General features: G+C 53.4%; 14 protein-coding genes. 6 read left to right on the forward strand and 8 right to left on the reverse strand.

The annotated features are described in order from the left end of the window. The first annotated feature begins 14 nt into the window (after positions 1-14). Positions 15-488, forward strand: coding sequence for a tRNA (uridine(34)/cytosine(34)/5-carboxymethylaminomethyluridine(34)-2'-O)-methyltransferase TrmL (gene trmL, locus N7268_RS04755; RefSeq protein ID WP_260861953.1), 474 nt, complete (start codon positions 15-17; stop codon positions 486-488). A gap of 142 nt (positions 489-630) precedes the next feature. Here the strand turns inward: trmL and cysE are convergent, their stop codons facing one another. The 5 genes from cysE to N7268_RS04780 all read right to left on the reverse strand — a co-directional run bounded on the left by cysE (position 631) and on the right by N7268_RS04780 (position 3,896). After that, a complete protein-coding gene (gene cysE, locus N7268_RS04760) occupies positions 631-1,452 on the reverse strand; it encodes a serine O-acetyltransferase (protein ID WP_003024160.1) in 822 nt (273 codons plus the stop codon). A gap of 78 nt (positions 1,453-1,530) precedes the next feature. After that, a complete protein-coding gene (gene gpsA, locus N7268_RS04765) occupies positions 1,531-2,550 on the reverse strand; it encodes an NAD(P)H-dependent glycerol-3-phosphate dehydrogenase (protein ID WP_260861954.1) in 1,020 nt (339 codons plus the stop codon). Then, the gene (gene secB / locus N7268_RS04770; RefSeq protein WP_003024155.1) at positions 2,550-3,017 is read right to left on the reverse strand and encodes a protein-export chaperone SecB; all 468 of its coding nucleotides are present in this window, start codon (positions 3,015-3,017) and stop codon (positions 2,550-2,552) included. The genes gpsA and secB overlap by 1 nt, the downstream gene beginning before the upstream one ends. Before the next feature lie 47 nt (positions 3,018-3,064). Beyond that, positions 3,065-3,316 carry a glutaredoxin 3 gene (gene grxC / locus N7268_RS04775; protein WP_003024152.1) on the reverse strand — a complete coding sequence of 84 codons (252 nt, stop codon included), beginning with the start codon at positions 3,314-3,316 and terminating at the stop codon, positions 3,065-3,067. A gap of 148 nt (positions 3,317-3,464) precedes the next feature. Beyond that, entirely contained in the window at positions 3,465-3,896 is a 432-nt protein-coding gene (locus N7268_RS04780) for a rhodanese-like domain-containing protein (protein ID WP_260861955.1), read from the reverse strand. Positions 3,897-4,143: 247 nt separating this feature from the next. Here N7268_RS04780 and gpmM point away from each other — a divergent pair, with 247 nt between their 5' ends. The 3 genes from gpmM to N7268_RS04795 are packed head-to-tail and all read left to right on the forward strand — an operon-like array spanning position 4,144 to position 7,917. Continuing rightward, complete coding sequence (gene gpmM, locus N7268_RS04785) at positions 4,144-5,688, forward strand: 2,3-bisphosphoglycerate-independent phosphoglycerate mutase (RefSeq protein ID WP_260861956.1); 1,545 nt, start codon at positions 4,144-4,146, stop codon at positions 5,686-5,688. A gap of 33 nt (positions 5,689-5,721) precedes the next feature. After that, entirely contained in the window at positions 5,722-6,981 is a 1,260-nt protein-coding gene (envC, locus tag N7268_RS04790) for a murein hydrolase activator EnvC (RefSeq protein ID WP_260863526.1), read from the forward strand. A 3-nt stretch (positions 6,982-6,984) separates the two neighbouring features. Then, positions 6,985-7,917 carry a divergent polysaccharide deacetylase family protein gene (locus tag N7268_RS04795; RefSeq protein WP_260861957.1) on the forward strand — a complete coding sequence of 311 codons (933 nt, stop codon included), beginning with the start codon at positions 6,985-6,987 and terminating at the stop codon, positions 7,915-7,917. On the opposite strand, the gene N7268_RS04800 is transcribed toward N7268_RS04795, so the two are convergent. The 3 genes from N7268_RS04800 to kbl form a co-directional block, all read right to left on the reverse strand. Then, positions 7,918-8,955: a glycosyltransferase gene (locus N7268_RS04800; RefSeq protein ID WP_260861958.1), complete on the reverse strand. Its 1,038-nt coding sequence runs from the start codon at positions 8,953-8,955 to the stop codon at positions 7,918-7,920. Between the two features lie 190 nt (positions 8,956-9,145). Beyond that, on the reverse strand, positions 9,146-10,171 hold the full coding sequence (gene tdh, locus N7268_RS04805) for an L-threonine 3-dehydrogenase (RefSeq protein WP_198906934.1): 1,026 nt from the start codon (positions 10,169-10,171) through the stop codon (positions 9,146-9,148). A gap of 9 nt (positions 10,172-10,180) precedes the next feature. Continuing rightward, on the reverse strand, positions 10,181-11,377 hold the full coding sequence (kbl, locus tag N7268_RS04810) for a glycine C-acetyltransferase (protein WP_260861959.1): 1,197 nt from the start codon (positions 11,375-11,377) through the stop codon (positions 10,181-10,183). 215 nt (positions 11,378-11,592) lie between these two features. Here kbl and rfaD point away from each other — a divergent pair, with 215 nt between their 5' ends. Together rfaD and rfaF are read left to right on the forward strand one after the other, a co-directional pair. Then, a complete protein-coding gene (rfaD, locus tag N7268_RS04815; RefSeq protein ID WP_003827312.1) occupies positions 11,593-12,525 on the forward strand; it encodes an ADP-glyceromanno-heptose 6-epimerase in 933 nt (310 codons plus the stop codon). 8 nt (positions 12,526-12,533) lie between these two features. Further along, on the forward strand, positions 12,534-13,580 hold the full coding sequence (gene rfaF, locus N7268_RS04820) for an ADP-heptose--LPS heptosyltransferase RfaF (protein WP_260861960.1): 1,047 nt from the start codon (positions 12,534-12,536) through the stop codon (positions 13,578-13,580). The last annotated feature ends 1 nt before the right edge of the window (position 13,581 follow it).

Genomic DNA, 13,581 nt, shown 5'->3' on the forward strand with positions numbered 1-13,581 from the left:
CTTAAGGGGGCAGCATGCTTAACATTGTTTTATTCGAACCAGAAATCCCACCTAATACCGGCAATATTATCCGTCTTTGCGCCAATACCGGCTTTCGTCTGCATATTATTGAGCCAATGGGCTTTACCTGGGACGACAAGCGTCTGCGCCGCGCGGGGCTGGATTATCATGAATTTACGGCCGTACTGCGTCACGCTGACTACGACGCCTTTGTGGCCGCAGAAAATCCACAGCGCCTGTTTGCCCTGACCACCAAAGGCACGCCCGCTCACAGCGCGGTCAGTTATCAGGACGGTGATTATCTGATGTTTGGCCCTGAAACGCGCGGTCTGCCCGCCAGCATCCTTGACGCTCTGCCAGCCGAACAAAAAATTCGTATTCCAATGATGCCGGACAGCCGCAGTATGAATCTGTCGAATGCGGTATCGGTGGTGGTGTATGAAGCCTGGCGCCAGTTGGGGTATCCGGGCGCGGTACTCAGAAGCTAATTACCTGAAACATTGAATCTTCGGGCGTTATCGGCGCAGCCAGAGTAAACATGAGCTGCGCTTGTCTACCTGCGCGTACACGCGGGACGTGAGGATGACGAGCACAGCCCGGGTTCAATATGGTAAGTAAGATAACCCGAAATCAGATGCCGTCGCCATACTCGAAAGTATGGTGTATCCCGTTGAAATGCTGATCCATATCCATGGAAGGCTTATCGCTGTCAGGCTTGCCGACAATCCGCGCCGGAACGCCTGCTGCGGTGGTGTGCGGAGGTACAGGCTGCAGGACGACAGAACCCGCGCCAATCTTCGCACCGCGTCCTACTTCGATATTACCGAGAATTTTCGCTCCCGCGCCAATCATCACCCCTTCACGTATTTTCGGATGACGATCGCCCCCGGCTTTCCCGGTCCCGCCTAACGTCACGGACTGCAGAATGGAAACATCGTTTTCAATGACCGCCGTTTCCCCTACGACAATACCAGTGGCGTGATCGAGCATAATCCCACGGCCAATTTTTGCCGCCGGATGAATATCTACCTGGAAAGTCACGGACACCTGATTTTGCAAGAAGATCGCCAGCGCCTGACGACCCTGATGCCACAGCCAGTGACCGATACGGTAAGCCTGCAGTGCGTGGAAACCTTTTAAATACAGCAGCGGCGTGGAGTATTTATCAACCGCCGGGTCACGTGTGCGCACAGCCTGAATATCACAGGCCGCCGAGGCAATCATTTCTGGGTCTGCCGCGTAGGCTTCTTCCACCACTTCACGAATGGCGATCGCGGGCATTATCGGAGAGGCGAGTTTGTTCGCCAGCATATAACTCAGCGCGCTGCCGAGGTTCTCATGCTTGAGTAGCGTTGCGTGATAAAAACTGGCCAGCATTGGCTCACACTCTGCCAGTGCCCGGGCTTCCGCTTTAATATTTTTCCAGACGATATCCAGTTCTTCACACGGCATTGCATACTCCAGAAGGTAGCAAAACGACCAACCCGTTCTGCGCGGGTCGGGTCGTTGTATTAAAACAGATCCTTACAGCTAGTAGTTGCTACGCTCGTCCTTGCGTGCACGACCTAATAACGTCAATGCTGCCTCGCGCGCGTTTTTTCCGCAATACAATACTTGATAAATTTCCTCGGTTATTGGCATTTCAACACCAAAACGGTGCGCCAATTCACGAACTTCTTTCGTATTACGGTAACCTTCAACTACCTGACCAATCTTTTCCTGCGCGCCCTGCACATCCATACCCTGACCGAGCATCATGCCAAAGCGGCGGTTACGTGACTGGTTGTCGGTGCAGGTCAGAACCAGATCGCCCAACCCCGCCATGCCCATAAAGGTGGCAGGATCAGCACCCAGCGCCGCGCCAAGCCGCGACATTTCGGTCAGGCCACGGGTGATCAGCGCCGTACGTGCGTTTGCGCCAAAACCGATGCCGTCAGACATCCCCGCGCCAATCGCAATGACGTTTTTCACCGCGCCGCCAAGCTGGACGCCAATGAAATCCGGGTTGCTGTACACGCGGAAACTTTTGCCGCAGTGCAGCAACTGCTGCAAATCGTCAGCAAAGGTGTCGTCAGTTGATGCCAACGAGATAGCCGTCGGCATACCCGCCGCCAGCTCTTTGGCAAATGTCGGACCGGAAATGACCGCCAGCGGAATAGCATCCCCCAACGCTTCACGTGCGACATCCTGCAACAGGCGCCCCGTTTCCGCTTCCAGACCTTTTGTCGCCCACACCAGACGCGCATCAGCACGCATCAGCGGTTTAATCTGCCGAAGCACTTCACCAAAGACATGGCTCGGCACCACCACCAGAATATTACGACTGGTCGCCAGCGCAGTGGCTAAATCACTTTCCAGGCGCAGCGTTTCGGGAAAAGGCACATCAGGGAGGAACGCGATATTGCAGCGATCGTGCTCAAGGGTCGCGATATGTTTCGGATCATGGCCCCACAGGACAACCTGATGGCCATTTCTTGCCAGAGTGATGGCAAGAGCGGTGCCGTACGAGCCGGCACCAATCACAGTCATTGAAGCATTACTTTGGTTCATCAGGCATCCTGATGTTCTTCAGTACCTTCACCAGCCTGCTGCTGTAAATAGTTCATGAACAGCGCATCAAAGTTGACTGGCGCAAGGTTCAGTTGCGGGAACGTGCCGCGAGAAACCAGGCTGGTGATGCATTCGCGGGCATACGGGAACAGGATGTTCGGGCAGTATGCACCCAGGCAATGCGCCATCTGAGTCCCTTCAATACCACTGATGGAGAAAATACCGCCTTGCTGAACTTCGCACAGGAACGCAGTTTCTTCACCCAGAGAAGCCGTTACGGTGACACGCAGCACTACTTCATACACGTCATCTGCCAGTTGGGTAGATGCGGTATCAAGATCAAGTTTAACCTCTGGCTGCCAATCTTTCTGGAAAACATGCGGTGCATTTGGCGCTTCGAAAGACACATCCTTGGTATAAATACGTTGGATCTGGAAAGCCATTTCAGTGTTGTTTTGTTCTGACATGTTTAGAAAACCCTTTAGTGTTGTCCTTTAAATACTTTCTGTACGCCTTAACGCAGCAGGGGATCCAGTCCACCACGCGCATCCAGCGCATACAAGTCGTCACATCCGCCAATGTGCTGTGCATCAATAAAAATCTGCGGAACCGTCGTACGGCCACTGCGCTTGATCATCTCTTCACGCTTCACGGCATCGCCATCAATCGGAAGTTCCTGGAAACTCACACCCTTGCTGTTCAACAGCGCTTTTGCGCGATGGCAAAACGGGCAGGTTGCTTTGGTGTAGATCTCAATGTTGGCCATAACTTATCTCCAGTATTCTGTTTACCCTATGGGTTTCATGTTGCAGTCAGGCGGCACCAGGATGAATTCCCAGGCGCTGACAGAAATCAAGTGACTGGGATGAATCATAGCAGCCAACACCCCTGCGCCATGAAAGACGACGGGTAAATTACTTGCCGCGAACCAGTGGCAGGTTCTCACCACTCCAGCCCGCTACGCCGTCTTTCAAGACAGAGACCTGCTCAAAACCGGCTTTAATCAGCGCGGTCGCAGATTCCTGGCACTGCATGCCGGAGCCATCAACCACAATCACCGGTTTGGCTTTGTGTTTTTCAAGCTCGCCTAAATTATTGGCTTTGATTTCGCTTGGCAGCAGGTTAGTGGAACCCGCGATATGGCCTTTACGGAAATCGTCGCGCTGACGTAAATCAACAATAACCGCATCTTCTTTGTTGATAAGACGCGTGGCTTCGCCGCGTGTAATCACCTTCACTTTCGAGGTCAGGCTTTTAAACGTAGTAAATAATACAGCCGCCAGTAACGCAATCCAGGCGATACTCAATACAGGGTGGCGACTAACAAATTGCATAATTTCTTGCATGGGGGGTAACAACTCCCGACTCAGTGATTAAAAAACCAGGAAAGGAGTATACCTGCGCGATGCCGCAAATACAGCCAGAGCATGCACTGGATTGCATTTTTGCGGGGCGCTACGGAAAAAAAAGTGTAAATCGGCGCCCTCCCTGAGCCACGCTACCCCATTATTTGATCTTCTGGGGCTATTTTATCGATTCAGCTGTAGTAAAATTACGCAATTATTTTTGTCTATTGAGTGTGAGGTTGTCGCAATGTCGGTTTCTAAAAAACCTATGGTACTGGTAATTCTGGATGGCTATGGCTATCGCGAAGACAGCCAGGATAACGCCATTTTTAATGCCAAAACCCCGGTGATGGATGCTCTGTGGGCAAAACGTCCGCATACCCTGATTGACGCGTCTGGTCTGGAAGTTGGTCTGCCTGACCGCCAGATGGGCAACTCCGAAGTGGGTCACGTCAACCTGGGCGCGGGCCGTATCGTGTATCAGGATCTGACCCGTCTGGACGTTGAAATCAAAGAACGCACCTTCTTCGCTAACCCGGTACTGACCGGCGCTGTCGATCAGGCAAAAAATAGCGGAAAAGCAGTTCACATCATGGGTCTGCTGTCCGCCGGCGGTGTACATAGCCACGAAGATCACATCATGGCGATGGTTGAAATGGCTGCTGAGCGTGGTGCAGAAAAAATCTATCTGCACGCCTTCCTCGACGGCCGCGATACCCCGCCGCGTAGCGCTGAACATTCACTGCAGAAATTCGAAGAGAAATTTGCCGCACTGGGCAAAGGCCGCGTAGCGTCCATCATCGGTCGTTACTACGCCATGGACCGCGACAACCGTTGGGATCGCGTTGAACAGGCATATGACCTGATGACGCTGGCAAAAGGCGAGTTCCAGTTCGCTACGGCTGTTGAGGGCCTGCAGGCTGCCTATGCGCGTGATGAAAACGACGAATTCGTGAAAGCGACCGTGATTCGTGCTGAAGGCCAGGCTGATGCTGCCATGGAAGACGGCGATACGCTGATTTTCATGAACTTCCGTGCTGACCGTGCGCGTGAAATCACCCGTGCGTTTGTTAACGCTGACTTCGACGGCTTCGCCCGCAAGAAAGTGGTTAACCTCAACTTTGTGATGCTGACCGAATACGCAGCTGACATCAAAACTGCGGTTGCTTACCCACCAGCATCTCTGGCTAACACCCTCGGCGAGTGGATGGCGAAGCACGACAAAACGCAGCTGCGCATTTCCGAAACCGAGAAATATGCACACGTGACCTTCTTCTTCAACGGCGGCGTTGAAGAGCCGTTCAAAGGCGAAGAACGTATTCTGATCAATTCCCCGAAAGTGGCGACCTACGATCTGCAGCCAGAAATGAGCTCTGCTGAACTGACTGAGAAACTGGTTGCCGCCATTGAGAGCGGTAAATACGACACCATCATCTGTAACTACCCGAACGGCGACATGGTTGGCCACACCGGCGTGATGGAAGCTGCAGTTAAAGCGGTTGAAGCGCTGGATCACTGCGTTGAGCAAGTCGCCAAAGCGGTTGAATCTGTTGGCGGCCAGTTGCTGATCACCGCAGACCACGGTAACGCAGAACAAATGCGCGATCCGTCTACCGGTCAGGCACATACCGCACATACCAACCTGCCGGTTCCGCTGATTTATGTGGGTGGCAAAAACGTCAAAGCGGTCGAAGGCGGTAAACTTTCCGATATCGCACCGACCATGCTGACGCTGATGGGTATGGAAATCCCGCAAGAGATGACTGGTAAGCCGCTGTTCATCGTGGAATAATCCCTCCCCATGAGGGGAAAGGCGATTAATACCATCACATGGGCCGTGAAACTGCGAAAGTTTTCAGTCAGGCCTCTGTTCTACGCCAGCGCGCTTAGCGCTGGCGTATTGTTGTGCGCCTTTTCCGCCCACGCGGACGAACGCGACCAACTCAAATCTATTCAGGCCGATATCGCGGCAAAAGAACGCGCGGTACGCCAACAGCAACAACAACGCTCTACCCTTCTCGCCCAACTTAAAGCGCAGGAACAGGCTATCGCCGTCGCCGCGCGCCAACTACGCGAAACGCAAAATTCACTGGCGCAACTGAATGCACAAATCGCCGAAATGAACGCCGCGCTGGAGAAGCTGGAAAAACAACGGGCAGCGCAAGAACGCAGCCTGGCAGCCCAGCTGGACGCGGCATTTCGTCAGGGCGAACATACCGGTATTCAGTTAATCCTTAGTGGTGAAGAAAGCCAGCGCGGACAGCGCCTGCAGGCCTATTTTGGGTATCTGAACCAGGCGCGCCAGGAAACCATCGCTCAGTTGAAACAAACTCGCGAAGAGGTCGATACGCAGAAAGCTGAGCTGGAAGATAAGCAGAGCGAACAGCAGACGCTGCTGTATGAACAGCGCGCCCAGCAGGCTAAGCTGGAACAGGCGCGTAACGAGCGCCAAAAAACACTCGCCGGGCTGGAGTCCTCCATTCAACAGGGTCAGCAGCAGCTAGGTGAGCTACGCGCCAACGAATCCCGTCTGCGTAACAGTCTTGCACGGGCTGAAGCCGCTGCTAAAGCGCGCGCTGAGCGTGAAGCGCGTGAAGCACAGGCCGTTCGCGACAAACAGCAGGAAGCGTCACGCAAAGGCTCCACCTACAAACCGACCGAAAACGAAAAATCACTGATGTCCCGTACCGGCGGTTTGGGCTCGCCGCGCGGCCAGGCATTCTGGCCCGTCCGGGGTCCAACGTTACATCGCTATGGCGAACAGCTGCAGGGTGAGCTACGTTGGAAAGGGATGGTCATCGGTGCTTCTGAAGGCACCGAGGTGAAAGCCATCGCCGATGGCCGTGTGATTCTCGCTGACTGGCTGCAAGGCTATGGTCTGGTGGTCGTCGTTGAACACGGTAAAGGTGATATGAGTCTTTACGGTTATAACCAAAGCGCGTTGGTCAGCGTCGGTACACAGGTTCGTGCCGGGCAGCCTATCGCGCTTGTGGGTAGCAGTGGTGGTCAGGGCAGACCTGCACTCTATTTCGAAATTCGTCGCCAGGGTCAGGCCGTCAATCCACAGCCGTGGTTGGGAAGATAAGTTTTGCCTCAATTTCGTCGTCTCTTGCTCTCACTCGCCAGCCTGCTGGCATGCGCTACCCCTGTGTTTGCTGGAAAACTCGCTATCGTCATAGATGATTTCGGTTATCGTCCGCAAACTGAAAACCAGGTGCTGGCGATGCCGTCTACCGTCTCCGTCGCCGTTTTACCCAATGCTCCACACGCCCGTGAAATGGCGACAAAAGCGCATAACAGCGGACATGAAGTATTAATCCATCTGCCGATGGCGCCGCTGAGCAAGCAGCCGTTAGAGAAAGATACGTTGCGCCCGGAGATGAGCAGCGACGAGATTGAGCGGATTATTCGCGATGCAGTGGGCAAAGTGCCCTATGCAGTGGGGCTTAACAACCATATGGGCAGTGCGATGACTTCCAGCCTGTTCGGCATGCAGAAGGTGATGCAGGCGCTGGGTCGCTACGATCTTTACTTCCTGGACAGTATGACCATCGGCAACAGCCAGGCCATGCGCGCCGCAGCAGGAACCGGCGTGAAGGTGATCAAACGTAAAGTCTTCCTCGACGATACACAAAACGAAGCGGACATCCGCCGCCAGTTTAACCGTGCTGTCGATCTTGCCCGCCGCAACGGTTCAGCCATTGCCATCGGGCATCCTCACCCTTCAACGGTTCGTGTATTGCAACAGATGCTGTATAGCCTGCCAGCCGACATCACGCTGGTTCGCCCGAGCAGCCTGCTCAATGAACCGCAGGTCGATACCTCAAGACCCAATCTCACACCGCCGCCAAATGGCGCGCCTGATGCCCCGCGTAATCCTTTCCGCGGCGTGAAATTGTGCAAACCGAAACAACCGCTGGAGCCGGTCTACGCCAGCCGATTCTTTAGCGTGCTCGGTGAAAGCATCACACAAAGCACGCTGGTGCAGTATATGCGACTGCAGTGGCAGGGCTGGCAGTAATCAGTCTTTCAGACCCAGCGTTAAATGAGTCAGTCGGCGCGGAGTCAGTGACTTATCGCGCCACTTGCTAAAGCGGATGGCCCACAACAGCACCTGATAGCCCAGCTTGACGCTGCAAATATTACTCACCATCCGCTTGAACATCCCGGAAACGAAAACCTCGGCAATCATGCGCTGGCGAATCTTCTCGTCAGGCTCTTTGCGTATGCAATGGCAGACGCGCATCGCTTCGTAAATCACCTGCTGTTTGAACTCTGGGTAAATCGGAATACGCCCGGCGTAATCGTGATTCATTTTATCCAGCAGGCGGGTAATTTTGATGTAATGGCGCTGATAGCTCAGGTTCTTTAACCCGGTACGCTTCAGGCGACTCACGGAGGCGCCATGCAGGAAGTATTTGTACAACGGGACTTCCGTGTAGCGCGCACGTTTCGCATTAAACATGAACTCCGTCGTCCAGATGATATCCTGGTGGTGCAAGCCGGACAGGAAAGTCAGCCCCGCGTCGCGGATAGTCTGATGACGGTACACCCCCATCCAGACAACGTGTCTCCAGCGGCGGCTGGCTAATGCTTTTCGTAGCCAGTCTGGTCCGGTCATCACGTCGGTAGAGCGAATACGGTCGGTAGGGATTGATGCCCAGGTCTTACCCGTTTCCGCAATACACCAGTCAGCGTTGCACTGCGCAACATCCAGATTGTCCTTCAGCGCCATATTCATCAGCGTTTCGTACATTTCGGGATAGGCAATGTCATCACCATCGACGTAAGCGATGTATTCACCTTTCGCAATCGCCATGCCGGTATTTCGTGCCGCCGAGACGCCCCCATTGCGCTGGTGTAACAGATGAACGTGCGGATAACGATCCGCATACGCCTGAGCGAGCTCCGCCGAATTATCCGTAGAGCCATCATTAACAATAATGATTTCCAGATTTTTCCAGGTTTGCGCAATCAGCGAATCCATACACGCGATGAACGGCTCACCCGTGTTGTAAAGCGGCATAATGACGCTCAGGAGACCAGGGGTATAGGTCATATAAAATCCTGCCAGACAGTAGAATTAACGGCACTTTTTAACACATTAAACGGTAGATGATCAGAGAAAATTGGTCATGCTTTTAACGTAAAATGCGCCGGGTAATGGCTCCACACAAACAAAAATCCCCGGAGAGTTCACGAGAGTAAACCTCCGGGGACTGCATACAGAATCCCTTCACTCGACAGGGTTAATCCCAACTGAGGATCACTTTCCCTGACTGGCCTGAACGCATAGCGTCAAAGCCTTGCTGGAACTCATCGATAGAGAAACGATGAGTGATGATCGGCGACAAATCCAGACCAGACTGGATTAATGCAGCCATCTTGTACCAGGTTTCAAACATCTCGCGACCGTAAATACCTTTAATGAACAATCCTTTAAAGATAATTTTAGTCCAGTCAACTGACATGTCTGATGGTGGAATACCCAACATGGCAATACGGCCACCGTGGTTCATGGTGTCCAGCATGGCACGAAACGCTGGCGGCGCACCGGACATCTCCAGGCCAACATCAAACCCTTCGGTCATGCCCAGTTCAGCCATCACGTCGGTCAGATTCTCTTTCGCGACGTTGACCGCGCGGGTGATCCCCATTTTGCGCGCCAGTTCCAGGCGATACTCATTGACGTCAGTAATCACCACGTGGCGTGCGCCTACGTGTTTGGCAACCGCTGCGGCCATAATACCGATAGGACCTGCGCCAGAAACCAGTACATCCTCCCCAACCAGATCGAATGACAGCGCCGTATGCACTGCATTACCGAACGGATCGAAGATTGACGCCAGGTCATCAGAGATATTGTCAGGGATTTTGAACGCGTTAAATGCCGGGATCACCAGGTACTCGGCAAAACAACCAGGACGGTTTACACCGACACCGGTGGTATTACGGCACAGATGAGTACGTCCGCCGCGACAGTTTCGGCAATGCCCACAGGTAATGTGGCCTTCACCTGAAACACGATCGCCGATTTTAAAGCCTTTCACTTCCTGGCCGATGCCGACAACTTCGCCGACATATTCATGCCCCACGACCATCGGAACCGGGATGGTTTTTTGCGACCAGTCATCCCAGTTATAAATGTGAACGTCAGTCCCGCAGATGGCTGTTTTACGGATTTTAATCAGCAAATCGTTATGGCCGACTTCCGGTTCAGGAACGTCGGTCATCCAAATGCCCTCTTCCGCTTTCAGTTTGGATAACGCTTTCATTTCACATCCTCAGGCAATAACGCCCAGTTGTTTACCAATGCGTGTGAACGCCTCAACAGCACGCGTAATCTGCTCAGGGGTATGCGCCGCAGACATCTGGGTACGGATACGCGCCTGACCTTTCGGAACCACCGGATAGAAGAATCCGGTCACGTAAATCCCTTCTTTTTGCAGTTCGCGGGCAAAGTCCTGCGCGACGACAGCGTCACCCAGCATAACCGGGATAATCGCATGATCCGCACCGGCCAGCGTAAAGCCAGCGGCTGACATTTGTTCACGGAACTGACGGGCGTTTGCCCACAGACGGCCACGCAGTTCGCTGCCAGCTTCCACCATTTCCAGCACTTTAATGGAGGCTGCAACAATTGCCGGAGCCAGTGAGTTGGAGAACAGGTACGGGCGGGAACGCTGACGCAGCCACTCCACGACTTCTTTGCGTGCCGCAGTGTAACCGCCCGATGCACCACCCAGCGCTTTACCCAACGTACCGGTGATGATGTCCACGCGACCCATGACGTCGCAATATTCATGAGAACCACGACCGTTTTCGCCGACAAACCCCACTGCATGGGAATCATCAACCATCACCAGCGCATCGTATTTGTCTGCCAGATCGCAGACACCTTTCAGATTGGCGATCACGCCATCCATAGAGAACACACCGTCGGTCGCGATCAGCACATGACGAGCGCCAGCTTCACGTGCTTCTTTCAGACGAGATTCCAGTTCTTGCATGTCGTTGTTGGCGTAACGGAAGCGCTTCGCTTTACACAGACGAACACCGTCGATGATAGATGCGTGGTTCAGCGCATCAGAGATAATCGCATCTTCTGCGCCCAGCAGCGTTTCGAACAGGCCGCCATTGGCGTCGAAACAGGAAGAGTAAAGAATGGCATCTTCCATACCGAGGAATGCTGCCAGTTTTTGCTCCAGTTGCTTATGGCTATCCTGAGTGCCGCAGATAAACCGCACCGAAGCCATACCAAACCCGTGAGAATCCATGCCCGCTTTTGCCGCCGCAATCAGTTCCGGGTGGTTAGCCAGTCCCAGATAGTTGTTCGCACAAAAGTTAATAACGTGGCTTCCGTCTGCCACGGTGATATCCGCCTGCTGAGCAGACGTAATAATGCGCTCTTCTTTAAACAATCCTTCCGCACGGGCGGTTTCCAGATCGTTCGTTAACTGCTTGTAAAAATTCCCACGCATTGCGATTCTCCAGACTGGGCAAATTTCAGCACATATTACCCAAAGCTATACGTTGATACGAGATGACGCATCATCACTTCTTCAAAATGAAGCATAAATCACGCGTACCCGCACAGCTTATCGGTGAATGGCTGAAGCCTGGGCCATGTAGTGATATGATATGAAGTATTCGTGTCTGAGATTGTCTCTGACTCCATATTTCGAAGGTTACATTTATGATCATCGTTACCGGCGGCGCGGGCTTTATCGGCAGCAACATCGTCAAGTCCCTGAATGATAAAGGCATCACCGATATTCTGGTGGTGGACAACCTGAAAGACGGCACCAAGTTTGTCAACCTGGTGGATCTGAATATTGCTGACTACATGGACAAGGAAGACTTCCTGATCCAAATTATGGCCGGAGAAGATTTCGGCGATATCGAGGCGATTTTCCACGAAGGCGCATGCTCCTCCACCACCGAGTGGGACGGCAAGTATATGATGGATAACAACTATCAATACTCCAAAGAGCTTCTGCACTACTGCCTGGAGCGCGAAATTCCGTTCCTGTACGCCTCTTCTGCGGCAACCTACGGCGGCCGGACTTCTGACTTCATCGAATCCCGTGAATATGAGAAACCGCTGAACGTCTACGGCTACTCAAAATTCCTGTTCGACGAATATGTTCGTCAAATCCTGCCTGAAGCAAACTCGCAAATCGTTGGCTTCCGCTATTTCAACGTTTATGGCCCACGTGAAGGCCACAAAGGCAGCATGGCGAGCGTCGCTTTCCACCTCAACACGCAGCTCAACAACGGCGAAACGCCGAAACTGTTTGAAGGCAGCGAAAACTTTAAGCGTGATTTCGTCTATGTCGGCGATGTTGCTGCGGTAAACCTGTGGTTCCTGGAAAACGGTGTTTCCGGCATCTTCAACCTCGGTACAGGTCGCGCAGAATCCTTCCAGGCCGTGGCAGATGCCACGCTGGCGTACCACAAAAAAGGCAGCATTGAGTACATTCCGTTCCCGGAAAAACTGAAAGGCCGTTATCAGGCATTCACGCAGGCAGACCTGACTAATCTGCGCGCAGCAGGCTATGACAAACCGTTTAAGACCGTTGCCGAAGGCGTAACGGAATATATGGCCTGGTTGAACCGCGACGCGTAAGAAGAAACATGAAGATACTGGTGATTGGCCCGTCCTGGGTGGGCGACATGATGATGTCGCAAAGTCTCTATCGCACGCTCAAGGCGCGCTATCCCCAGGCGATAATCGACGTGATGGCACCAGCATGGTGCCGTCCGTTGCTGTCGCGTATGCCTGAAGTCAACGACGCTATCGCTATGCCGCTCGGACACGGTGCGCTGGAGATCGGCGAACGCCGCAAACTCGGTCATAGTTTGCGTGAGAAACGCTATGACCGCGCGTATGTGCTGCCTAACTCATTTAAATCCGCGCTGGTGCCGTTCTTTGCCGGCATTCCCCACCGTACTGGCTGGCGTGGCGAGATGCGCTATGGTCTGCTAAACGATGCGCGCGTGCTGGATAAAGAAGCCTGGCCGCTGATGGTCGAGCGCTATGTTGCACTGGCGTACGACAAAGGTGTGATGCTGACGGCCAAAGATTTGCCTCAGCCCCTGTTATGGCCGCAGTTACAAATCAGTGAGGGTGAAAAATCGCTGACCTGCAGTCAGTTCTCTCTTTCCGCTGAACGCCCAATGATTGGCTTTTGCCCTGGCGCGGAATTTGGTCCGGCGAAACGCTGGCCACATTACCATTACGCAGAACTGGCGAAACAGCTGATCGACGAAGGTCATCAGATTGTGCTGTTCGGTTCCGCCAAAGATCATGAAGCGGGCAATGAAATTCTGGCAACACTGAATACCGAACAGCAGGCGTGGTGTCGCAATCTGGCAGGTGAAACGCAGCTGGAACAGGCCGTTATTCTTCTTGCCGCCTGTAAAGCTGTCGTCACTAATGACTCCGGCCTGATGCATGTGGCCGCGGCACTGAACCGTCCTCTGGTCGCGCTTTACGGCCCAAGCAGCCCGGATTTCACGCCCCCGCTGTCCCATAAAGCACGTGTGATCCGCCTGATTACGGGTTATCACAAAGTGCGTAAGGGCGATGCGGCACAAGGGTATCATCAGAGCCTGATTGACATCACACCCCAGCGCGTACTGGAAGAGCTCAATGACCTGTTGTTACAAGAGGAAGCCTGAC

It is taken from the genome of Citrobacter sp. Marseille-Q6884, from assembly GCF_945906775.1.
In the GTDB taxonomy this organism is placed as follows: domain Bacteria; phylum Pseudomonadota; class Gammaproteobacteria; order Enterobacterales; family Enterobacteriaceae; genus Citrobacter.

Bases quoted from the DNA above. Each gene is read 5' to 3' on its own strand.
- tdh (WP_198906934.1), bottom strand. From the start codon at position 10,171: ATGAAAGCGTTATCCAAACTGAAAGCGGAAGAGGGCATTTGGATGACC.
- N7268_RS04780 (WP_260861955.1), bottom strand. From the start codon at position 3,896: ATGCAAGAAATTATGCAATTTGTTAGTCGCCACCCTGTATTGAGTATC.
- rfaD (WP_003827312.1), top strand. From the start codon at position 11,593: ATGATCATCGTTACCGGCGGCGCGGGCTTTATCGGCAGCAACATCGTC.
- gpsA (WP_260861954.1), bottom strand. From the start codon at position 2,550: ATGAACCAAAGTAATGCTTCAATGACTGTGATTGGTGCCGGCTCGTAC.
- cysE (WP_003024160.1), bottom strand. From the start codon at position 1,452: ATGCCGTGTGAAGAACTGGATATCGTCTGGAAAAATATTAAAGCGGAA.
- gpmM (WP_260861956.1), top strand. From the start codon at position 4,144: ATGTCGGTTTCTAAAAAACCTATGGTACTGGTAATTCTGGATGGCTAT.
- kbl (WP_260861959.1), bottom strand. From the start codon at position 11,377: ATGCGTGGGAATTTTTACAAGCAGTTAACGAACGATCTGGAAACCGCC.
- grxC (WP_003024152.1), bottom strand. From the start codon at position 3,316: ATGGCCAACATTGAGATCTACACCAAAGCAACCTGCCCGTTTTGCCAT.
- secB (WP_003024155.1), bottom strand. From the start codon at position 3,017: ATGTCAGAACAAAACAACACTGAAATGGCTTTCCAGATCCAACGTATT.
- rfaF (WP_260861960.1), top strand. From the start codon at position 12,534: ATGAAGATACTGGTGATTGGCCCGTCCTGGGTGGGCGACATGATGATG.
- N7268_RS04800 (WP_260861958.1), bottom strand. From the start codon at position 8,955: ATGACCTATACCCCTGGTCTCCTGAGCGTCATTATGCCGCTTTACAAC.
- trmL (WP_260861953.1), top strand. From the start codon at position 15: ATGCTTAACATTGTTTTATTCGAACCAGAAATCCCACCTAATACCGGC.